Origin of the sequence: Actinacidiphila acididurans (genome assembly GCF_016918855.1) — a bacterium.
GTDB lineage: Bacteria > Actinomycetota > Actinomycetes > Streptomycetales > Streptomycetaceae > Actinacidiphila > Actinacidiphila acididurans.
Genome location: NZ_JADKYB010000028.1, coordinates 40,927 through 61,908 on the forward strand (window position 1 = coordinate 40,927; position 20,982 = coordinate 61,908).

A 20,982-nucleotide genomic window follows, 5' to 3' on the forward strand; every position below is an offset into this window, starting at 1 on the left:
CGTCCCACCGGGCGGTGGGGTGACCCTCGGGTTCCACCCGACCGCCCGGGCCCAATACGTCCGGCGGCTCGCCGGGAGGAGTCAGGGGCGCGGGGAACTGCGCGCGCAACCGGCCACAGGCCGGTGGTCCGGAGACGGCAGCAACTGCCCCTTTCGGACGGCGGCGACGTGCAGCCCGTCGTGGGCTGGTCGCGCAGTTCCCCGCGCCCCTTTGGGGCGCTCTCGGCGAACCGTCCCGCCGTCAGGCGGAGGTCACCGGAACGTAGCCCGTAGGCCGGGCCGTGAACGTACCCCTCCCCCGGGTGCGACTACGAAGTGCACTGGCCCAGCCGAAAAGGCCGGACACGGGCATCCGGGCGGTGAGCACACCCGTATTCCCCACCGTCCGTGAACCGGTGACCCGGCCGCGGCGTGCGGCCAGATCACCGAGAACCGCACCGACGGAGTCACCGGGGACGGTGACGACCACCTCGGCCACCGGCTCCAGCAGCACCATTGCGGAGGCCCGAAGAGCCGCCCGCAGGGCCAGACGTCCGGCGGTGCGGAAGGCGAGGTCGGAGGAGTCCTTGGGGTGGGTCGCCCCGTCGGTCAGCGTGACCCGCACGCCGGTCACGGGGTGACCGCCCAGCGGCCCCTCGGCCAGCGCGTCCCGGCAGCCGTTCTCGAACGCGGCGACGTACTCCCGCGGTATCTGTGCGCCGGTTACGGCCGACCGGAACACGAAGCCGTCGCCGCCGTCGCCGTCCTCGCCGGTGTTGCCCGGGAGGGGCGCAACATCGAGGACGACCCGGGCGAACTGTCCGGCGCCGCCGTCCTGCTTGACGTGCCGGTATTCCAGTCCGGTCACTCCGCGCACCACGGTTTCGCGGTAGGCGACCTGGGGGCGGCCCACGGCGATCTCGATGCCGTGCGCGCGCCGGATCCGTTCCACCGTGACCTCCAGATGCAGTTCGCCCATTCCTGCCAGCACGGTCTGGCCGGTCTCCGGATCGGTGCCGACGTGCAGTGACGGGTCCTCCTCGACCGCCCGGGCCAGCGCCACCGCCAGCCGGCCGGGGTCGGCGGCGCGTACCGCCTCCACCGCGACCGAGACCACCGGCCGCGCGGCCCGCGGCGGCTCCAGCACCAGCGGGGCGCCGGGGGCGCACAGCGTGGCGCCGGTCCGGGCCGCCTTCGGGCCGGCCACCGCCACGATGTCCCCGGCCACCGCCAGGTCCAGTTCGGTGTGGCGGTCGGCCTGCACCCGCAGGATGCGGGCGATCCGCTCGGTCCGCCCGGTGCCCGCGTCCAGCACGGTGTCGCCCTTGCGCAGGGTGCCGGAGTAGACCCGCAGGCAGGTCAGCCGGCCGGTGGGGGCCGCCAGCACCTTGAACACCAGGGCGGCGAACGGCCCCGCCGGGTCAGCCGGCCGCTCCTGCTCGCCCGCGTCCGAGCCGCCGCGCGAGGCGACCGCCCGGCCGCGTACGGCGGGCACGTCCAGTGGAGCGGGCAGGTAGGCGACCACCGCGTCCAGCAGGGGTTCGACGCCGCGGTTGCGGTACGCCGAGCCGCACAGGACCACCACGACCTCGCCTGCCCGGGTCAGGTCACGCAGGGCCGCTTCGAGGACCGGCGCGGACAGATCGGCGCGCACGCAGTACTCCTCGAGCGCGGCCGGGTGCCGTTCGGCGACCTGCTCCACCAGCAGAGCGCGCCGGCGTGCCACCTCCTCCCGCAGGTCGGCGGGCACCGGACCCTCGGCGGGAGCGGCACCGTCACCGGACCAGGCCAGTGCGCGCGGCCTGACCAGGTCGACCACGCCGGTGAAGCCGTCCTCGCGGCCGACCGGCAGCTGCACGGCCAGCGGCACCGCGCCCAGCCGGTCCCGGATCGCGGCGACCGTACCGTCCAGGTCGGCGCCGGCCCGGTCCATCTTGTTGACGAACGCGATCCGCGGCACCCGGTGCCGGTCGGCCTGCCGCCACACCGACTCGCTCTGCGGCTCCACCCCCGCCACGGCGTCGAACACCACGACGGCGCCGTCCAGCACGCGCAGGCTGCGCTCCACCTCGTCGGCGAAGTCGACGTGTCCGGGCGTGTCGATGAGGTTGATCCGGTGCCCGGCCCAGTCGCAGCTCACCGCGGCGGCGGAGATGGTGATCCCGCGCTCGCGCTCCTGCGGGTCGAAGTCCGTGACGGTGGTCCCGTCGTGGACCTCGCCGCGTTTGTGGGTGGCGCCGGTCAGGTGGAGAACACGCTCGGTGACGGTCGTCTTGCCCGCGTCGACATGGGCAAGGATGCCCAGGTTGCGCACGGTGGACAGGGAACGTGCGGTCGTCCCGCCGACGGCAGGCGTGGCGAAGGGGACGTCAAGAGGTCTGCTGCGCACGGCCGGTGGCCTTTCTGGGGGTACCTCCCGGGCCGAAGAGGCTCTTGGGGAGGTCCGGAAGCGGGCGGCGCGATTGCCCGGGACAGCGACGACCGCCGTTTCCGGCAGGGCACGGCGTACGGTCCGGCGGCGGTGGCCGGGCCGTAGGGAACCTGCTCAGAACATCGGTCGGGACTGCCGCGTCACGGGGTCCGGTGCCGGCCGCGCAGCGGGCACCGGAGCCACCCGGACACCAGGATCACCTGGTGTCCGGAAGAGGGGACGGCGGCGGAGGTGCGGTGTCGCACGGCCGTTCTCCCCTCGGTCGACGCGGCTACGCGTGGCGCGTGCCGTCGGGACGAGGGTAGTGAAGGGGGTTCGCGTGCGGCATCCGGTTTTCCGAGGAGGCCGGGTGGGGGTGGGGTGCCGCCCTGCGGACGGCGGTTCGCCGGGAGCGCCCCGCAGGGGCGCGGGGTCCCCCAGACTCCGTCCGGGGTGCCCCCAGCGCGAGCAACCACTGACGGCCGGTGGCCCGGACACGACAGCAATTGCCCCTTTGGGCCGGTGGCGACCCGCGCCACGGATGTGGCTGAGCGCGCCCACGCGGCCCCAACCGCACATCAAGCACAGCCCCGCGCCCCTGACTGCTCCCGGCGAACCGCCGTCCGTAGGGCTCAGCCCCCGTACAGCCTCGACACCACCTCGGGCAGCAAGCGTTCGGCAAGGGCAGGCGGCAGGGCCTGGAGCGTGGCCAGGACCGGAGCCATCCGGGCCGGCATCGTGCCGTCGGGGGCCAGGCCGGCCGCGGTGAGGGCGAGGTCGACCTCGTGCGGGCCGAGGGTGTCGGGGTCCAGGCCTGCGGCCAGCGCGGCCAGGGCGGGGTCGACGGTGGCGGGGCCGACCGCCCGGGCGCGGTCGGCGGCCGCGGCGATCTCGGCCAGGAGCAGGGAGATCCGTTGCTCGTCGGCCACCGCCGCGGTGACGGTGAGGTGGACGTTGGCCGGTGAGTCGCCCCAGGCGGGCTGCGGTTGGAGGTACCAGCCGCGCTGCCGGGTCTCGTCGGCGAGCACGAAGGGATCGAGGCCGGGGTCCGTACTGGCCACCGCGAGCAGGGAGGCGTCGGGCGAGCCGAGGACGGTGAGGCCGGGTATCCGGCCGATGCCGTCGGCCAGTTGACGGGACGCCAGGTGGACCCGGCGGGACAACTCGGTGTAGCCGTCGGTGCCGATGCGGTGCAGCACCACCCAGGCGGCGGCGAGCGGAGCGGCCGACTTCGTGCCCTGCAAGGTGGTGTTGACGACCGGATAGCCGGGCCAGGAGGCGTGCGCGAACCAGCCGTGGCGGCGCAGTTCGGCGTCCCGGAACAGCAGGACGGACGCGCCCTTGGGGGTGTACGCGTACTTGTGCAGGTCCACCGACAGCGAGGTGACGCCGGGTACGCCGAGGTCGAAGGCGGGCGGCGCGGGCAGGTCGCCGGCCGCGCGCAGGTGGCCGAGGTACCAGCCGCCGATGCAGGCGTCGACGTGGCAGAGCACTCCGCGCCCGGCTGCCGCGGCGGCCACTTCCGGCACCGGATCGACCACGCCGTGCGCGTACGAGGGCGCCGAGACGACCACCAGCGCGGTGCGTTCGGTGAGCGCGGCGGCCACGTCGGCGGCCCGGACCCGGAAGGTGCGGTCCACCGGGACCGTGACCGGGGTCAGGCCGAAGAGGCGGGCCGCCTTGTGGAAGGCGGCGTGCGCGGTGACCGGGAGGACGATCTCGGGCGCGGTGACGCCCCGGGTCCGGGCGGCGTGCTCGCGCGCGGTGAGCACGGCCAGCAGGCAGCTCTCGGTACCGCCGCTGGTGAAGGTGCCCACGACCTCGGTCCGGCCGCCGCCGAGCAGTGCCGCGGCCCGGCCGACCACCTCGTTCTCCAGGGTCACCACGCTGGGGAAGGCGGTCATGTCCAGGCCGTTGACGCCGGCGACGGCCGCTGCCGCGTCGGCGGCGAGCTCGTCCAGGCCGGCCAGCCCGGAGTCGTACACGTACGCCATGGTCCGTCCGCCGTGCACCGGCAGGTCGGTGCCGCGCAGTGCGGTCAGTCGCCGGATCAGGGCCTGCGGATCGTGCTCGGCGGACGGCATGGACGGAATCTAGGCGCGCCGCCGCGCCCGCACCAGGCCCGGGCGGACACGCGTGCTCGGGAGCCTCGGGCAAGCCCCGGGCCGCCGTACCCGCGCCGGGCGGGGGGCCGTACACGCACCGGGCGGGGGGCCGTACACGCACCGGGCCCGGGAGCAGAGGTGCGGTGACCTCTGGTCCCGGGCCCGGGCACGGTGTGCGCGGCGCGCCCCGTCTCAGCGCTTCAGCGTGGGCTTGAGCTCCATCAGCCGGCCGAGCAGGCCGTTGACGAAGGACGGCGACTCGTCGGTGGAGAACTCCTTGGCGAGCTGCACCGCCTCGTCCAGCACCACCGCGTCCGGGACGTCGTCCTCCCAGATCAGCTCGTACGCGCCGAGGCGCAGCACGTTGCGGTCCACGACCGGCATCCGGTCCAGGGTCCAGCCGACCGCGTAGCCGGACAGCAGTTCGTCGATGCGCTCGGCGTGCGCCTGGTAGCCCTCGACGAGCTGCATGGTGTACTCGGTGACCGGCGGCTGCCGGTCGTCGGTCCGGGCGAGCCGGATCCAGTCCGCCATGACGGTCTTGGGCTCGGCGCCCCGCTGCTCCGCCTCGAACAGGATCTGGAATGCACGCTTGCGGGCCTTGTTCCGGGCAGCCACGGTTAGCTGTTCACCCGGCCGAGGTAGTCGCCCGTGCGGGTGTCGACCTTGACCTTTTCACCCGTGGTGATGAAGAGCGGGACACCGATCTCGTGGCCGGTCTCCAGGCGGGCGGGCTTGGAGCCGCCGGTGGAGCGGTCGCCCTGCACGCCGGGCTCGGTGTACTCGATGACCAGCTCGACGGAGGCGGGCAGTTCGATGTAGAGCGGCGCGCCCTCGTACATCGCGACGACGGCCTCGAAACCCTCGAGCAGGTAGTGGGCGGCGTCGCCGACCACCTCGGGGGTGACGTTGATCTGGTCGTACGTCTCGGTGTCCATGAAGACGAAGTCGGTGCCGTCCTTGTAGGAGAACTGCATGCCGCGCTTGTCGACGTTGGCGGTCTCCACCTTCACGCCCGCGTTGAAGGTCCGGTCCACGACCTTCCCGGACAGCACGTGCTTCAGCTTGGTGCGCACGAAGGCGGGGCCCTTGCCGGGCTTGACGTGCTGGAACTCGACCACGGTCCAGAGCTGGTCGCCGTCGAGCTTGAGCACGAGGCCGTTCTTGAGGTCGTTCGTGGTGGCCACGGTTGCGGAATCTCCTGAAGTGCTGCTTCGGGACCCAGGGACGATCGGCGCCCGTCACAGCGCGAGCAGTTCCTTGGTCGTGATGGTGAGTAGCTCGGGCCCGCCGTCCGCCGTGGGACGTACGACGAGTGTGTCGTCGATGCGGACACCGCCGCGGCCCGGAAGGTGGACTCCCGGTTCGACGGTGACCGGCACGCAAGCGTCCAGTTTACCCATGGCCGCGGGGGACAACTGAGGGTCCTCGTCGATTTCGAGGCCCACGCCGTGCCCGGTCCAGGGCGCCAGGCCCTCGGTGTGCCCGGCCGCGGTGAGCGGCTGGCGGGTCGCCCGGTCGACGTCCCGGCAGGCCACGCCCGGTGCCAGTCTCTCACGACCGGCCCGCTGGGCGTCGAAGACCAGCTCGTACAGTTCGATCTGCCAGGCCGCCGGGGCGGTGCCGATGACGAAGGTACGGCCGACCTCGCAGCGGTAGCCGCGGTAGCACGCGCCCAGGCGGACGGTGAGGAAGTCGCCCTCCTCCACCCGGCGGTCGGTGGGCACGTGGCGGGCGGTGCCGGAGTGCGGGCCGGTGCCGACGGAGGTGCGGAAGGCCGGGCCGTCGGCGCCGTGGTCGACCAGGCGGCGTTCCAGTTCCAGCGCGAGGTGCCGTTCGGTGCGGCCGACCAGGATGGATTCGAGCAGCTCGCCGAGGGCTGTGTCGGCGATCTCGGCGGCGATGCGCAGGGCGGCGATCTCGTGCTCGTCCTTGATCAGGCGGAGCTGTTCGACGGCGGCGCCGAGGTCGGTGAGCGGCAGGCCCTCGGTGACCGAGGACACGGCGCGGTGGCGGGTGACGGTCAGGTGGTGCTCCTCCACGGCCAGTGAGTCGGCCTGCCGCTCGCGTGCCAGGTCCGCCGCGGCCACCGCCGCGTCGCCCTCCGGGGAGGGCAGCACCACCGAGCGCAGGTCGTCCGGGCCGCCCTCGCCGTCGTCCGGCGGGGGGCGCAGGTGCACCAGCACGTCCTCGGCGCCCGGCCCGACCAGCAGGGCGGCTCCGGGCGGCGCCGCTCCGGTCAGGTACCGCACATTGGCCGGGCGGGTCACCAGCGCAGCGGCCACCCCGGTCGCGGCGCACCGCTCGCGCAGCCGCTCCCTGCGGGTCGCATGCACTTCCGCCATGCGGCGAGCTTAGGTCGCGGGCGGCCTGCGCGCCCCTTTTGCGCGTCCGCCTCCGGCGGGGTCCGCCGGGCCGCGGCCGTCGCCGGCCGGGGCACTCTCACAAGGCGCGCAGGCCCCGGTCGGCGAAGGCGATCAGCCACTCGAAGCTCTCGTCGACGTCGGCGCTCCACTGGAAGCCGCCTCCCGACTGCAGGGTGGCGAACCCGTGGCAGAGGCTGCGGAGCATGCGCAGGGCGTGGTCCACGTCGGACCGCTCGATCTCGTAGCCGCGCAGGACCGCCGTGAAGGAGCCGAGCAGCCGCAGGCTCGCGGTGGCGATCGGGTCGTCGGGGGCCAGCGGTTCGACGCCGATCGTGGCGGCGTACCGGCCGGGATGCTCCAGGACGAAGGTGCGGAAGGCGCGCATCGCGGCGGCGAGGGCGTCCCGGCCGGCGTAGCCCTGGACGGCGGCTCCGACGGCGTCGCCGGCTTCGCTCAGGGCCAGGGCGGCGATGCGCCGGTTGAGGTCGTCCTGGCCGTTCACGTGCTTGTACAGGGACGGGGTGCGTACGCCGAGGCGTTCGGCGAGCAGTCCCATGGTCAGGCCGGGCAGGCCCACCTCGTCGGCGAGGGCGGCGCCGGCCGCGGCCACGGCCGCCGGGTCCAGGCCGGCCCTAGGCACGGGCGGCGTCCGACCGGAGGAAGTCCAGCACGAGCGAGGCCACCGCGTCGGGGAACTGGTGGTGCGGGTAGTGTCCGGCGCCCTCGATCATCTCCAGGCGGCCGAGGCCGGACGGCAGGGCGTCGACGATCGCGGTGCCCTCGGCGTGCGGGTCGGCCCAGTCGGGGTCGAGCGTGCCTTCGACCACCAGGACCGGGCAGCGGACGTTGCCGAGCTGGGCGTCGGCGTCGGCCGGGGTGCCGCGGCCCATGCTCTGCAGGGCCTTCATCCGGCCCGGCTCGTGCAGCAGGGTGTCGAAGCGACCCAGCCGTTCGGTCCAGTCGGCGGGCTTCGGGCCGGGGTAGGCCACGTCGATGTACGAGAGCCACAGTCGCGCGCTGCCGAAGATGCCCGCGCCGAACAGCCGCAGCATGCCCCGCCGCAGGCGCTTGACCCGCAGGTCGCCGAGGCGGAACAGCTGCTTGCGGGTGAACGGCGCCAGCTCGACGACCGCGGTGATCAGCGCGGGTTCCTGGGCCGCGGCGATGGTGGCGGCGCCGCCGGAGATCGAGTGGCCGACGAGTACGGCCGGGCCGCCCAGGTGGCGGATCACGGCGAGCAGGTCGCCGGCGATGGCGGTACGGCTCCAGGCCGGCCAGTCGACGCTGGACTGGCCGCAGCCGCGCAGGTCGACCGCGGCGACCCGGTAGCCCGCCGCGACCAGCTGCGGGATCACCCCGCGGTACGCGGCGCGGCTGTCGCCCATGCCGTGCGCGAGAACGATCAGCGGGCCGGAACCCGCCACTTCGTATGCGATGGTGCCGCCGTCGACGGCAAGGTACTCGGTCATGGCATCTCCCAGGTCCGGCTAATTGCGTTAGCTAAAAGCTAATCCCATTAACCAGACCTGTCAACGCTTCGGGTCACCAGGTCGGCGACCCCTGGAGCGTGCGGGTGAGGACGCGGTCGAGGGCTGCCGCCGCGGCGGGGACGTCGAGGTGGGAGTTGTCGATGATGGGCAGGCCGGAGCCGTACCAGCCGGCCATGCGGCCGTGGATGCGGGCGACCTCCTCGTCGGACAGCCGGCGGTTGCCGGTGCGTTCGGCGTTGCGGGTGAGGACGACGTCGAGGCCGGGGAGCAGGACCACGGGCAGGAGGCCGGGGCCGACATGGCGCTTCCAGCCGCCGAGGCCGACCGCCGGGCGGTCGGGGAATACGGCGTCGTCGATGATGCAGGACACGCCGTTGGCCAGGAAGTTGCGGGCGGCGAAGCCGCAGGTGCGGCGGGCCAGCCGGTACTGCGCCTCGGAGTGCTCGTTCCAGCCGGCCTGGGGGTCGGCGAAGCCGGACCGTACCCATTCGCGGACGTCGTCGAGGCTGATGTGGGCGGTGGGGGTGCCGCGGTGCTCGGCCCAGTGCCGGGCGATGGTGGTCTTGCCTGCGCCGGCCGCACCGATCAGGAGGACCGCGATCGGCCCCGGGGCGGCCGGGGCCCCGGCGGGTACGGCGCCCCCGGGCGGGACGGGGGCCGGCAGTGGGAAGTGCCCGGTGTTGGCGCCGGGCACCGGCCCGGGGCCCGGCGGCTGCGGCGCCCCCACAGCGTGGTGCGTCAAGGCCACTCCATCCCGTACGGAGGTTCAAGCGTCACGACCGGCCGGTAACGAACCGCTCGACACGGAACGGTACCGCCCCCCGGGGCCTGCCGGGTAAACGCCTGAGCCGCACCACCGGTGCCCGCCCCGCACCGATCGCCTGGTCACAGCGTCAGAGAGCGACAAGGCGGCCGGGGTCAGGGGGTCACTCGATCTCCTCGGCCAAGGCCCGCAGCGCCAGCCGGTAGGAGCCGATGCCGAACCCGGCGATCGTGCCCGAGGCGACCGCGGCCACCACCGAGGTGTGGCGGAAGGTCTCCCGGGCGTAGGGGTTGGAGATGTGCACCTCGATCAGGGGCGCGGTGCGCTGGGCGACCGCGTCCCGCATGCCGTACGAGTAGTGGGTGAACGCACCGGGGTTGAGCACCACCGGAAAGCGGCCGTCGGCGGCCTCGTGCAGCCAGCGGATGAGTTCGCCCTCGTCATTGGTCTCGCGCACCTCGACGTCGAAGCCGAGTTCCGCGCCGAGCTTGGTGCACGCCTCGACCAGCCCGGTGTACGAGGTCGAACCGTAGACGTCGGGCTCGCGCGAGCCGAGCCGGCCCAGGTTGGGGCCGTTGAGCACCAGGACGCGGCGGGTCACGCGGACACCTCCCCGTACGCGGCGAGCAGCACGGCCGGGTCGGGGCTCTCCAGGACGGCGGGGCGGGCCAGGCCGTCCAGGACGATGAAGCGCAGCCGGTCGCCGCGGGACTTCTTGTCGACCTTCATGGTCTCCAGCAGCCGGGGCCACTGGTCGCCGCGGTAGGTCAGCGGCAGCCCGACCGACTCCAGGACGGCGCGGTGCCGGTCGGCGGTCGCGTCGTCGAGCCGCCCGGCCAGCCGGCCGAGTTCCGCCGCGAAGGCCATGCCGACGGAGACGGCGGCGCCGTGCCGCCACGTGTAGCGCTCGTTCTTCTCGATGGCGTGCGCGAGGGTGTGGCCGTAGTTGAGGATCTCGCGCAGGCCGGACTCCTTCAGGTCCGAGGAGACGACCTCGGCCTTCACCCGGATGGCGCGTTCGACCAGCTCGGCGGTGTGCGGGCCCTGCGGGGTGCGGGCCGCCTGCGGGTCGGCCTCGATCAGGCCGAGGATGGCCGGGTCGGCGATGAAGCCGGCCTTGATGACCTCGGCGAGCCCGCTGACGTAGTCGTGGACCGGCAGCGACTCCAGCGCGGTCAGGTCGCACAGCACCCCGGCGGGCGGGTGGAAGGAGCCGACCAGGTTCTTGCCCTCGGCGGTGTTGATGCCGGTCTTGCCGCCGACCGCCGCGTCGACCATGCCGAGCAGCGTGGTGGGCACGGCGATCCAGCGCACCCCGCGCAGCCAGGTGGCGGCCACGAATCCGGCCAGGTCGGTGGTGGCGCCGCCGCCGACGCCGATGATCACGTCGCTGCGGGTGAAGCCGCTCTGCCCGAGCGCCTTCCAGCAGTAGGCGGCGACCTCGGCGGTCTTGGCCTCCTCGGCGTTGGGCACCTGCACGGCGATCGCCTGGTAGCCCTGCTCGGCCAGGTCCTCGCGGATGGCCTCGCCGGTGCCGGCCAGCGCCTCGGGGTGCACGACGGCCACCCGCCCGCGCTCCCCGCCCGCCGCGGCCGGCCCGTCGATGAGCCCGGGCAGCTCGCCGAGCAACTGGTGGCCGACGAGCACGTCGTACGCCGCGGTGCCCGCGGTCCCGCCGACCGGGATCCGGGTGGGGGTGGCGCTCGCGGACCAGGACTGGGTGTTCTCGCTCATGCGTCCTTCAGGTGGAGTGCGTCGAGTACGGCGTCGGCCACGTCCTGCGGGGTGCGGCCGTCGGTGGCGACCACCGCGCGGGCCACCTCGGTGTACAGCGGGCGGCGCTTGTCCATCAGCTCGCGCCAGGCCTGCCGGGGGTTGACGGCCAGCAGCGGGCGCGGCGCGTCCAGGCCGACCCGGCGGACGGCGTCGTGCAGGCCCACGTCGAGGAAGATCACCGGGAGTCCGGCGAGCAGCCCGCGGGTGCCCTCGTCCATGATCGCGCCGCCGCCGAGGGAGAGCACCCCGTCGTGCCCGGCGAGCGCGTCGCGCACGGCGGCCCGCTCCAGCTCGCGGAAGTGCGGCTCGCCCTCGTCGATGAAGATCTCCGGGATCGGCTTGCCGGCCACCGCCTCGATGTCGGCGTCGGTGTCCCGGTAGGTGGTCGCCAGCAGCCCGGCGACCAGTTGCCCGACCGTGGTCTTGCCCGCTCCGGGCGGCCCGATCAGGACGACGGCGGGGGGCCCGCCGGGGGCGTCGGCCGTACCCGATCCGGCCGCGGGGTTCGGGGCGGTCACCGGATCGCCAGGTTCTCGAGGTAACCGCGGACGTTGCGCCGGGTCTCGGTCACCGAGTCCCCGCCGAACTTCTCCGCGACCGCGTCGGCGAGCACCAGGGCGACCATCGCCTCGGCGACGATCCCGGCGGCGGGCACCGCGCACACGTCCGAGCGCTGGTGGTGCGCCTGGGCGGCCTCGCCGGTGGTGACGTCGACGGTGGCCAGCGCCCGCGGCACGGTGGCGATCGGCTTCATGGCGGCGCGCACCCGCAGCACCTCGCCGGTGGTCATGCCGCCCTCGGTGCCGCCGGAGCGGCCGGAGGCGCGGCGGATGCCGTCGGGGGTGGGCACGATCTCGTCGTGCGCCCTGGAGCCGGGTACCCGGGCGAGCTCGAAGCCGTCGCCGACCTCGACGCCCTTGATGGCCTGGATGCCCATGAGGGCGCCGGCCAGCCGGGCGTCCAGCCGCCGGTCCCAGTGGACGTGCGAGCCGAGGCCGACCGGCACGCCGTAGGCGAGCACCTCGACGACGCCGCCGAGGGTGTCGCCGTCCTTGTGGGCCTGGTCGATCTCGGCGACCATCGCCTTGCTCGCGTCGGTGTCCAGGCAGCGCACCGGGTCGGCGTCCAGCCGTTCCTGGTCGGCGGGCACCGGCACCACCCCGTACGGGGCCTTGGCGCCGCCGAGTTCCACCACGTGGGAGACGATCTCGATACCGGCGGTCTCGGCCAGGTACGAGCGGGCGACCGCGCCGAGCGCGACCCGGGCAGCGGTCTCGCGGGCGCTGGCCCGCTCCAGCACCGGGCGGGCCTCGTCCAAGCCGTACTTCTGCATGCCGGCCAGGTCCGCGTGGCCGGGCCGCGGCCGGGTCAGCGGCTCGTTGCGGGCCAGCCCGGCCAGGATCTCCGGGTCCACCGGGTCGGCGGCCATCACCTGTTCCCACTTGGGCCACTCGGTGTTGCCGACCATGACCGCCACCGGGCTGCCGAGGGAGCGCCCGTGCCGGACCCCGCCGAGGAAGGTGACCTCGTCGCGCTCGAACTTCATCCGTGCGCCGCGGCCGTAGCCCAGCCGCCGCCTCGCGAGTGCGTCCGCGACCAGCTCGGTCGTGACGGGCACGCCCGCGGGCAGCCCCTCCAGCGTCGCGACGAGTGCGGGGCCGTGCGATTCCCCTGCGGTCAGCCAGCGCAACCTGCTCAACGGTGCTCCCTCATTTTTTTGCCGGGTACGTACGCTCGCGTTTTTCCGGGGTACGTACGGCTCCGGTACCGCGTTTCCGATCCTCCCACGATCTGCCTTTCGGCTCCGCCGTGGTCCACGGGACGAAACGCACGGGGGTTCGCCGGGGAGAAGTCAGGGGCGCGGGGAACTGCGCGACAAGCCCATCACCGGGCCGCGGGTCGTCACCGGCCCGAAGGGGCAGTTGCTGTCGCATCCGGACCACCGGCCGGTGGCCGGCTGAGCGCGCAGTTCCCCGCGCCCCTTCGGGGCGCTTCCCGGCGAACCGCCCGCCGCCTAGGAGCGCAGCGCTGCCTCGCCCGCGGCACGCATTTCCTGGAGCGGGGCCGGGGTGCGGCCCGTGTGCTGCTCGACCTGGAGGACGGCCTGGTGGACGAGGAGGTCGAGGCCGCTCACTACGGGGGCACCGCCGGAGGCCCAAGCGGCGGCGAGGGGGGTGGGCCAGGGGTGGTAGAGGACGTCGAAGAGGGCGCCGGGGGTGGGGGGGACGGAGGGGGCGAGGTGGTCGGCGGCGCCGGCCGGGGTGGCGGCGACGACCAGGGGGGCGTGGAGCGCTTCGGGGGCGTCGGCCCAGTCGGCGATGCGGACGGCGACGCCGAGCCGTTCGCCCCACTGCCGCATCTGCGCGGCCCGCTCCGGCCCCCGTACGTACGCGGTCACCTCGCCGGTGCAGATCCGGGCCAGGGCGGCGAGCGCGGAGGAGGCGGTGGCGCCGGCGCCCAGGACCGCGGCGGAGGGCACCGAGGTGATGCCCCGCTCGCGCAGGGCGGCGAGCATTCCGGGGATGTCGGTGTTGTCACCGCCTCGGTGCCCGTCCGGGCCGAACACCACCGTGTTGACGGCCTCCACGGAGGCGGCCGTCTCGCTGATCTCGTCCAGCAGCGGGATCACCGCCCGCTTGAGCGGCATCGTCAGCGACAGGCCCGCCCACTGCACGGGGTCGAGCTTGTCGAGGAAGCCGGGCAGCGCCGCCTCGTCCACCTCGAACCGGTCGTACCGCCATCCCTCCAGACCCAGCGCGGCGTACGCGGCGCGATGCAGTACCGGGGAGAGCGAGTGGGCGATCGGCGACCCGAGCACGGCCGCACGGCGCGTGAACGGTTCTTCTGCGGTGGTGTCCAAGAGGGCGCTTCCTGCTGGTCCTTCTGGCGTGCGGTCAGCCGCTCACTGCGGCTTGTACTGGGCCTTGAGCTTGTTGAAGTCGGTGAGGTTGGTGGTGAACTGCGTGGTCTTCCCGTCGAGCGAGATGAAGTAGTACCACTGGCCGCCGTCCGGGTTCATGGCGGCCTTGAGCGCCTCGAGGCCGGGGTTGCCGATGGGTCCGGGCGGCAGGCCCTTGTAGTGGTACGTGTTGTACCGGTCGTCCAGCGCCTTCATCTTCGTGAGATTTATGTTCGTGGCGTTCTGGTTCTTGATGTAGTTGTACGTCGAGTCGAACTGGAGGAGGCCGTACGTCTCCGGATTGTTCGGGTTCATCCGGTTGTAGACGACCTTGGCCATCTTGCGGAAGTCGTCGGTGGTCTTGCCCTCGGCCTGGACGAGGCTGGCGACGGTGAGCAGTTGCAGCGGCGAGTTGAGGCCCTGCTTCTTCGCCTCGGCCGCCATGTCGAACTGGTCGAACTGCTTGTTGGCCTCGCCGACCATCTCGCGCAGCAGCGCCTCGGGCTTCATGCCCTTGGCCACGCTGTAGCGGGAGGGGAAGAGGAAACCCTCCAGCGGGTCCTTCACGTGGGAACTCGTGTCGGCCCAACTGGGCAGGCCGAGCTGCTTGACCTGCGCAAGGGCGGTCTTCCGGGTGGTGCCGGAGGCGAGGCCGAGCCGCTGGTCGATGAGCGTGTAGACCTGCGCGTCGCGCATGCCCTCGGTGACGATCATCGCGTTCTGCGACTTCGGATCCAGCATCATCGCCACCGCGTCGGCCGCGGACATCTCCTTGTGGAGCAGGAAGACGCCGGCCTGGATGGTGCGGCCCTTGGGGTTCTTGTTGGCCGCGGAGGTGAAGGCCTCCACGCTCTTGACCACATCGGCGTTCTTGAGGATGTTGCCCATGTTGGTCAGCGACGATCCGGCGGGCACCTGCACCTGGACGTCGCCGCTGCCCTGGCCGGAGTAGTCCGGGGCCGGGCCGAAGTGGCTCTCGTAGAAGTTGTAGCCGAAGTAGGCAGCGCCGCCGAGGCCGCCCGCCAGGATGACGGCCACCCCCAGGCAGGCGCATCCACTGCGGCGTTTCTTGGGCTTGCCGCCACCGGTGCGGCGGCCCGCGTCGGACGAGGAGTCGTCGTCGTCCTCGTCACGGCCGGCGAAGAAGGCGTGCTCGCGCGGGTCGCTCTCCTCTTCCTCGGGCTGCCAACTGCCGGTGCCGCCGGGCGAGTCGCGCAGTGGCTCGGCCGCCGGCTCCTGCGGCCGGCCCGCGGGTCCCTGGCCGGGTCCCATCGGCCGGCCCTGTCCCTGGCCCGGACCCATGCCGGGGCCGCCCTGCGGAACACCCTGGTGCAGGCCGGCCTGTTGCATGCCCTGTTGAGGCATTCCCGGCTGCTGCATTCCCGGCTGCGGCTGCCGGTACTGGGGCTGCTGCGGCGGCGGATATCCGCCCTGGCCGTAGAAGTCGTGGCTGCCGGTGCTGTACGGGTCCTGCGGCTGCTGGCCACCGTAGGGGTCCTGGTGGCCGTAGCCCGGGATCTGGTGGCCGCCGGTGTCGTAGCCCTCGTAACCGGGCTGCGGGTGCTGCTGCGGTGCTTCCGGGTACGGCGCCTGCTGCGGGTGCTGCTGGGGGTACTGCGCCTGCGGGTACTGCTGCTGACCCTGCTGGGGGTAGCCCTGCTGTGGATAGTGCGGTTGCTGACCGGCGTACGGGTCTTCCTGCCAGCCGGCCTGCTGCTGGGGGTGGTTCGGCTGCTGCTGGTGGTATCCCTGGCCCTGGTCGTACACGTCACCGAAGAGCGGGTCCTCGGGGTGCCACGGTTCCGAGCCGGTGCCCCGGCCATAGTCAGTCATCGGTCCCCTTGGTACGCGATCGGCAACTGGCCTGCCGACCTGCGATACGAGCGGTGCGGCAAGGCACCGCCGCCGTGTCGCGCGGAACGTTACCGTATCGCTATCGGCCGCTCGCTTCGACGCCCTCGCCCGGAGCTTTACCAGACACCCGTTCGGTCTCCAGGGCATTTTGCAGAATGATCACCGCGGCGGCCTGGTCGATCACGGAGCGTCCCTTTTTCGCCTTCACTCCGGACGCGCGCAGCCCCGCGGCGGCGGTGACGGTCGTCATCCGCTCGTCGACCAGGCGGACCGGCACCGGCGCGATGACTTTCGCCACATCGCGCGCGAAGGCGCGGGCCTTGGCCGCCGCCGGGCCCTCGGAGCCGTTCAGCGACCGGGGCAGGCCGACGACGACCTCGATCGGCTCGTACTCCTGGACCAGGGTGGCCAGCCGGCGCAGGGCGGCGGGCACGTCCCGGCCCGGGACGGTCTCCACGGGCGTGGCGAGGATCCCGTCGGGGTCGCACGAGGCGACCCCGATCCGGGCGTCCCCGACGTCCACGGCCAGCCGCCGGCCCCGCCGCATGGTCCGCTCCTGCTCCGGCTGCCGGTCGTCAGTCATGCCCGCACCCGTCATGCTCACGCGCGTCCGTCATGCCCGCTCGGCGACGAGACGGCGGACCGCCTCGACGGCCTCGGGCACGGCGGCCGCGTTCTGGCCGCCGCCCTGGGCGACGTCGTCCTTGCCGCCGCCCCCGCCGCCGAGCGTCTTGGCGGCGGTACGGACCAGCTCACCTGCCTTGATGCCGCGCTCGCGGGCCGCCTCGTTCGTGGCCACCACGGTCAGCGGCCGGCCGCCGGCCACCGTGAACAGCGCGACGACGGCCGGGCGTCCGCCGGCCTGGGCCCGCTGACGCACGTCCAGGACGAGCTTGCGCAGGTCGTCGGCGCTGGTGCCGTCCGGCACCGCGGCGGTGACCAGGGCGACGCCGTTGATGTCGGCGGCGGACTCCGCGAGGCCCGCGGCGGCCTGGAGGACCTTCTCGGCGCGGAACTTCTCGATCTCCTTCTCCGCGTCCCGCAGCCGGGACAGCACCCCGGCGATCTTGTCGGGCAGCTCCTCGGGGCGGCCCTTGACCAGGTCGGTCAGCCGGGAGACGAGGGTGTGCTCGCGGGCCAGGAAGGTGTAGGCGTCCACGCCGACCAGGGCTTCGACGCGGCGCACGCCGGAGCCGATGGAGGACTCGCCCAGCAGCTTGACCAGGCCGAGCTGCGCGGTGTTGCCCACGTGGGTGCCGCCGCACAGCTCCTTGGAGTAGTCGCCGATGGTGACCACCCGGACCCGGTCGCCGTACTTCTCGCCGAACTCGGCGATGGCGCCCTGCTTCTTGGCCTCGGCGATCGGCATCACCTCGGCGGTGACGTCGAGTTCCCGGGCCAGCACCTCGTTGATCTTCTGCTCGACGTCGGTCAGTACGGTGCCGGGGACCGCGGTCGGCGAGCCGAAGTCGAAGCGGAAGCGGCCCGGGGAGTTCTCCGAGCCGGCCTGGGCGGCCGTCGGGCCGAGCGCGTCGCGCAGCGCCTGGTGGGTCAGGTGGGTGGCGCTGTGGGCACGGGCGATCGCCCGGCGCCGGGTCAGGTCGATCCGGGCCTGCACGTTGGCGCCCAGGGTCACCTCGCCGACCTGGACCACGCCCTTGTGCACGCTGACGCCGGGCACGGGCTGCTGCACGTCGCGGACCTCGATCACCGCGCCGCCCTCGACCCGGATCCGCCCGGTGTCGGCGAGCTGGCCGCCGCCCTCGGCGTAGAAGGGGGTGCGGTCGAGGACGACCTCGACCTCGTCGCCCTCGGTCGCGGCGGGCGCCGGCACGCCGTCCACCAGCAGGCCGACCACGGTGGCCTCGTTGGTGTCGCTGAGGTAGCCGGTGAAGTCGGTGGTGCCGGCCCGGTCGGCGACCTCGCGGTAGGCGGACAGGTCGGCGTGGCCGGTCTTCTTGGCGCGGGCGTCGGCCTTGGCGCGGTCGCGCTGCTCGCGCATGAGGCGGCGGAAGCCGTCCTCGTCGACCGACAGGCCCTGCTCGGCGGCCATCTCCAGGGTCAGGTCGATCGGGAAGCCCCAGGTGTCGTGCAGCAGGAACGCCTGGTCGCCCGGCAGGACGGTGGCCCCGGTTGCCTTGGTCTCGGTGACCGCGGCGTCCAGGATGTTGGTGCCGGCGGCCAGGGTCTTCAGGAACCGGGCCTCCTCGGCCAGCGCCACCGACTCGATGCGCTGCCGGTCGGTCAGCAGCTCCGGGTACTGCTGGCCCATGGTGTTCAGCACGACGTCGATCAGCTCGGCGGCGACCGCCTCGTGGGCGCCCAGCATCCGCATGTTCCGGATGGCGCGGCGCATGATGCGGCGCAGCACATAGCCGCGACCCTCGTTGCCGGGGACCACGCCGTCGCCGATGAGCATCATCGCGGTGCGCATGTGGTCGGCGACCACGCGCAGGGACACATCGGTGTCGTGGGACCGGCCGTACGGCACCCCGGTCAGCTCGGTGGCCTTGTCGATGACCACGCGCAGGGTGTCGGTCTCGTACATGTTGTGCACGCCCTGGAGGATCATCGCCAGGCGTTCCAGGCCGAGGCCGGTGTCGATGTTCTTGGCAGGGAGGTCACCCAGGATCGGGAAGTCCTCCTTGCCGTCGCCGGCACCGCGCTCGTACTGCATGAAGACCAGGTTCCAGATCTCCACGTACCGCTCGTCGTTGACGGCCGGGCCGCCCTCGGGGCCGAACTCGGGGCCGCGGTCGTAGTTGATCTCGGAGCAGGGGCCGCAGGGGCCGGGTACGCCCATGGACCAGAAGTTGGGGCCCATGCCGAGCCGCTGGATGCGCTCGGCGGGCACGCCGACGACGTCCCGCCAGATGGCCTCGGCCTCGTCGTCCTGCTCGTAGACCGTGATCCACAGCCGGTCCGCCTCCAGGCCGTAACCGCCCTGGTCCTGCGGGCTGGTCAACAGCTCCCAGGCGTACTTGATGGCCCCTTCCTTGAAGTAGTCGCCGAAGGAGAAGTTGCCGCACATCTGGAAGAACGTGCCGTGCCGGGTGGTCTTGCCGACTTCCTCGATGTCCGGGGTGCGCACGCACTTCTGGACGCTGGTGGCGCGGTTGAAGGGCGGCTTGACCTCGCCGAGGAAGTACGGCTTGAAGGGGACCATGCCCGCCGGCACCAGCAGCAGGGTGGGGTCGTCGGCGATGAGGGACGCCGACGGCACGACGGTGTGCCCGCGCTCCTCGAAGAAGCGCAGCCAGCGGCGGCGGATTTCTGCCGACTCCATCAGTGTTCGTCCTTCCGGTTCTCGTGCGCGTCGTACGTGATGCCCCGGCGCGGTGCCGGGAGGTCGCTGTCGCGGGCGGGCCGGCCCGCGCGGTCGTCGTGGTGCCGGCCCTGGAGGTCCTCGCCGGGTTCGAGCGCCCGTTGCGCGGCGCGGCCGGGCAGCTCCGGGTGGCCGGTGCGCAGGCCCAGCGCGTCGTGCAACTCGCCCTCGCGCTGCGCCATGCCGGCCCGGACGTCGCGGGCGAACAGCCGCAGCCGCGCGCCGGTCTCCAGCGCGCGGTCGGCGGCGGTGGCTGCCAGGCTGTCGGGGCTGAGCCGGCGCAGGGCGCGGTTGACCTTGACGGTGGCCCACACCCCGGCGGTGGCGCCGGAGAAGAACCAGAACAAGCGGCGGAACATGGGGCCTCAGTCCTTGGAGCGGTCGCGTCGGCCGCCGCGCCGGGTGGCGCGCAGCACCTTGCCGGGCGTGGCCGCCCGGGCCCGGGCCCGGCCCGCGTCGCCGGTCTGCAGGCCCACCGCGCGCCGCACGCCGTAACCGAAGGCGGCGACCTTCACCAGGGGCCCGCCGAAGGCGGTGGCGACCGTGGAGGACAGGGCGGAGGCGTTGGCGGTCACCTCGGCGACGTCGGAGGTGATGGTGTCGACCCGGTCGAGCTGGGTGTGCGCCTCGCGCAGCGTCCGGGTGGCCTCGCCGAGCAGCGGTACGGCCTGCTTGGTGATCCCGGCCACCAGCTCGGTGGTGCGCCGGAGCGTCTGGGCCAGCCGGAAGAGCGCGACGGCCAGGAACGACACCAGGATCGCCCAGAACACCGCCACGATCAGGCCGGCCACCTCTCCACCGGACACGCTGCCGCTCTCCCTCGCCTCGGACCCGCCTCGGACCGCCCGACCGGCCGCCTGCCGGTCGCCCGACCCGCTCGTGCGACCGGGCTGTGCGACCTTGCCGTGCGAGCACATCGGTAGGACACCGACCTTATCGCGCCGGACCTGCGCCCCCGTACCGGATTCGTCCCCGGCCGGTGCGTGGCGCCGGGCGCGGGAGCGGGGCGTACGCGCTGTACGTACTCGCCTGTGCCGCCTGGCTCGACGGGCAGCCCGGCCGGGCCCGCCGCTTGGCCGAGGAGTCCCTGGCCTGCGACCACGCCTTCCACGACCTGGCCGGCGCCGTCCTCACCTTCGACGCGGCGGTCCACCGCGCCCTGCACCCGCGCCCCTCCCCCGACGGCCGGCCCGGAATCGGCGCGGCCGTCGGAGAGGTGGGGCCACTGCGAGGTCAGCGGGCGTAGAACTCCACCACGAGCTGCTCGTCGCAGATCACCGGGATCTCGGGGCGGTTGGGCTCGCGGTCCAGGCGGAAGGCCAGGGCGGCCAGGTTGACCTGGAGGTAGCGGGGGGACTCGCCCTCGCCGGCCCAGCCGCCCTCGCGGGCGACGACGAAGGGGGTCTTCTCCCGGGAGCGCTCGCGGACCTGGACGACGTCCTCCGGGCGGACCCGGAAGGAAGGCTTGTCGACCTTGCGGCCGTTGACCTCGATGTGGCCGTGCACGACCATCTGCCGGGACTGGTAGATGGTGCGGGCCAGGCCCGCCCGCATCACCAGGGCGTCCAGCCGGCGCTCCAGCTCCACGATCAGCGCCTCGCCGGTCTTGCCCTGCACCTTGCGGGCCCGGTCGTACGCGCGCAGCATCTGCCGCTCGCTGATGTCGTACTGCGCCCGCAGTCGCTGCTTCTCCAGCAGCCGGGTCTTGTAGTCGCTGTTCTGCTTGCGGCCGCGGCCGTGCTCCCCGGGCGGGTACGGTCGAGTCTCGAAGTACCTGACCGCCTTCGGGGTGAGTGCGATGCCCAGCGCCCTGGACTTCTTGACCTTGGGACGCGACTGATTCACGTGCGTCGAACCTCCATGTAAATTAGGTAAGGCTTACCTTAACCGAGGAGTGCGCATGATCCGACCCGGGAACCCCAGGCCCGACGTATCAGGCTCTGGTCAGCCGCGTCCCGAAGCGCGAGAAACGCCGCGCCGGCCCTCGGCCGCACGGCGTGCGCGAACTCTCGTCG

General features: G+C 73.3%; 20 protein-coding genes. 1 reads left to right on the forward strand and 19 read right to left on the reverse strand.

All coding sequences use genetic code 11. From position 1 onward, the window contains the following. Positions 1 to 241 precede the first annotated feature (241 nt). The 18 genes from fusA to ITX44_RS35440 form a co-directional block, all read right to left on the reverse strand. Positions 242 to 2,302: an elongation factor G gene (gene fusA / locus ITX44_RS35355; RefSeq protein WP_236062279.1), complete on the reverse strand. Its 2,061-nt coding sequence runs from the start codon at positions 2,300 to 2,302 to the stop codon at positions 242 to 244. Positions 2,303 to 3,021: 719 nt separating this feature from the next. After that, on the reverse strand, positions 3,022 to 4,473 hold the full coding sequence (locus ITX44_RS35360; protein WP_205363200.1) for a pyridoxal phosphate-dependent decarboxylase family protein: 1,452 nt from the start codon (positions 4,471 to 4,473) through the stop codon (positions 3,022 to 3,024). Positions 4,474 to 4,686: 213 nt separating this feature from the next. Beyond that, positions 4,687 to 5,112: a transcription antitermination factor NusB gene (gene nusB, locus ITX44_RS35365; protein WP_205363201.1), complete on the reverse strand. Its 426-nt coding sequence runs from the start codon at positions 5,110 to 5,112 to the stop codon at positions 4,687 to 4,689. A 2-nt stretch (positions 5,113 to 5,114) separates the two neighbouring features. After that, positions 5,115 to 5,681: an elongation factor P gene (gene efp, locus ITX44_RS35370; RefSeq protein ID WP_205363202.1), complete on the reverse strand. Its 567-nt coding sequence runs from the start codon at positions 5,679 to 5,681 to the stop codon at positions 5,115 to 5,117. 54 nt (positions 5,682 to 5,735) lie between these two features. After that, positions 5,736 to 6,839 carry an aminopeptidase P family protein gene (locus ITX44_RS35375; RefSeq protein ID WP_205363203.1) on the reverse strand — a complete coding sequence of 368 codons (1,104 nt, stop codon included), beginning with the start codon at positions 6,837 to 6,839 and terminating at the stop codon, positions 5,736 to 5,738. 97 nt (positions 6,840 to 6,936) lie between these two features. Beyond that, positions 6,937 to 7,470, reverse strand: a complete 534-nt coding sequence (locus ITX44_RS35380) for a TetR-like C-terminal domain-containing protein (protein WP_205363308.1) — start codon at positions 7,468 to 7,470, stop codon at positions 6,937 to 6,939. Between the two features lie 22 nt (positions 7,471 to 7,492). Then, entirely contained in the window at positions 7,493 to 8,329 is an 837-nt protein-coding gene (locus ITX44_RS35385; RefSeq protein WP_205363204.1) for an alpha/beta fold hydrolase, read from the reverse strand. A 73-nt stretch (positions 8,330 to 8,402) separates the two neighbouring features. After that, positions 8,403 to 9,092 carry an AAA family ATPase gene (locus ITX44_RS35390; protein WP_236062264.1) on the reverse strand — a complete coding sequence of 230 codons (690 nt, stop codon included), beginning with the start codon at positions 9,090 to 9,092 and terminating at the stop codon, positions 8,403 to 8,405. Between the two features lie 184 nt (positions 9,093 to 9,276). Then, entirely contained in the window at positions 9,277 to 9,714 is a 438-nt protein-coding gene (gene aroQ / locus ITX44_RS35395; protein ID WP_205363206.1) for a type II 3-dehydroquinate dehydratase, read from the reverse strand. Beyond that, positions 9,711 to 10,847 carry a 3-dehydroquinate synthase gene (gene aroB / locus ITX44_RS35400; RefSeq protein WP_205363208.1) on the reverse strand — a complete coding sequence of 379 codons (1,137 nt, stop codon included), beginning with the start codon at positions 10,845 to 10,847 and terminating at the stop codon, positions 9,711 to 9,713. Before aroB ends, aroQ begins: the two co-directional genes overlap by 4 nt. Next, a complete protein-coding gene (locus tag ITX44_RS35405; RefSeq protein ID WP_205363209.1) occupies positions 10,844 to 11,407 on the reverse strand; it encodes a shikimate kinase in 564 nt (187 codons plus the stop codon). The genes aroB and ITX44_RS35405 overlap by 4 nt, the downstream gene beginning before the upstream one ends. Next, on the reverse strand, positions 11,404 to 12,588 hold the full coding sequence (gene aroC / locus ITX44_RS35410; protein ID WP_205363210.1) for a chorismate synthase: 1,185 nt from the start codon (positions 12,586 to 12,588) through the stop codon (positions 11,404 to 11,406). Before aroC ends, ITX44_RS35405 begins: the two co-directional genes overlap by 4 nt. Before the next feature lie 315 nt (positions 12,589 to 12,903). Next, a complete protein-coding gene (locus tag ITX44_RS35415) occupies positions 12,904 to 13,749 on the reverse strand; it encodes a shikimate dehydrogenase (protein ID WP_205363211.1) in 846 nt (281 codons plus the stop codon). A 42-nt stretch (positions 13,750 to 13,791) separates the two neighbouring features. Then, positions 13,792 to 15,621 (reverse strand): endolytic transglycosylase MltG, encoded by a 1,830-nt coding sequence (gene mltG, locus ITX44_RS35420; RefSeq protein WP_205363212.1) that lies wholly within the window; start codon positions 15,619 to 15,621, stop codon positions 13,792 to 13,794. A 100-nt stretch (positions 15,622 to 15,721) separates the two neighbouring features. Next, positions 15,722 to 16,225 carry a Holliday junction resolvase RuvX gene (gene ruvX, locus ITX44_RS35425; protein WP_205363213.1) on the reverse strand — a complete coding sequence of 168 codons (504 nt, stop codon included), beginning with the start codon at positions 16,223 to 16,225 and terminating at the stop codon, positions 15,722 to 15,724. 30 nt (positions 16,226 to 16,255) lie between these two features. After that, positions 16,256 to 18,928 carry an alanine--tRNA ligase gene (gene alaS, locus ITX44_RS35430; RefSeq protein ID WP_205363214.1) on the reverse strand — a complete coding sequence of 891 codons (2,673 nt, stop codon included), beginning with the start codon at positions 18,926 to 18,928 and terminating at the stop codon, positions 16,256 to 16,258. Continuing rightward, a complete protein-coding gene (locus ITX44_RS35435; protein ID WP_205363216.1) occupies positions 18,928 to 19,326 on the reverse strand; it encodes a DUF6167 family protein in 399 nt (132 codons plus the stop codon). The genes alaS and ITX44_RS35435 overlap by 1 nt, the downstream gene beginning before the upstream one ends. Before the next feature lie 6 nt (positions 19,327 to 19,332). After that, entirely contained in the window at positions 19,333 to 19,773 is a 441-nt protein-coding gene (locus ITX44_RS35440; RefSeq protein ID WP_205363218.1) for a DUF948 domain-containing protein, read from the reverse strand. Between the two features lie 173 nt (positions 19,774 to 19,946). On the opposite strand from ITX44_RS35440, the gene ITX44_RS35445 reads away from it, so the two are divergent. After that, positions 19,947 to 20,213: a hypothetical protein gene (locus ITX44_RS35445; protein WP_205363219.1), complete on the forward strand. Its 267-nt coding sequence runs from the start codon at positions 19,947 to 19,949 to the stop codon at positions 20,211 to 20,213. On the opposite strand, the gene rpsD is transcribed toward ITX44_RS35445, so the two are convergent. Continuing rightward, complete coding sequence (rpsD, locus tag ITX44_RS35450) at positions 20,201 to 20,812, reverse strand: 30S ribosomal protein S4 (protein ID WP_205363222.1); 612 nt, start codon at positions 20,810 to 20,812, stop codon at positions 20,201 to 20,203. The two genes, ITX44_RS35445 and rpsD, sit on opposite strands and share 13 nt — an antisense overlap. Between the last annotated feature and the right edge of the window lie 170 nt (positions 20,813 to 20,982).

Coding starts and splice junctions, on each gene's coding strand:
- ITX44_RS35360 (WP_205363200.1), bottom strand. CDS start 4,473: ATGCCGTCCGCCGAGCACGATCCGCAGGCCCTGATCCGGCGACTGACC.
- ITX44_RS35375 (WP_205363203.1), bottom strand. CDS start 6,839: ATGGCGGAAGTGCATGCGACCCGCAGGGAGCGGCTGCGCGAGCGGTGC.
- ITX44_RS35385 (WP_205363204.1), bottom strand. CDS start 8,329: ATGACCGAGTACCTTGCCGTCGACGGCGGCACCATCGCATACGAAGTG.
- aroB (WP_205363208.1), bottom strand. CDS start 10,847: ATGAGCGAGAACACCCAGTCCTGGTCCGCGAGCGCCACCCCCACCCGG.
- mltG (WP_205363212.1), bottom strand. CDS start 15,621: ATGACTGACTATGGCCGGGGCACCGGCTCGGAACCGTGGCACCCCGAG.
- ruvX (WP_205363213.1), bottom strand. CDS start 16,225: ATGACTGACGACCGGCAGCCGGAGCAGGAGCGGACCATGCGGCGGGGC.
- alaS (WP_205363214.1), bottom strand. CDS start 18,928: ATGGAGTCGGCAGAAATCCGCCGCCGCTGGCTGCGCTTCTTCGAGGAG.
- ITX44_RS35435 (WP_205363216.1), bottom strand. CDS start 19,326: ATGTTCCGCCGCTTGTTCTGGTTCTTCTCCGGCGCCACCGCCGGGGTG.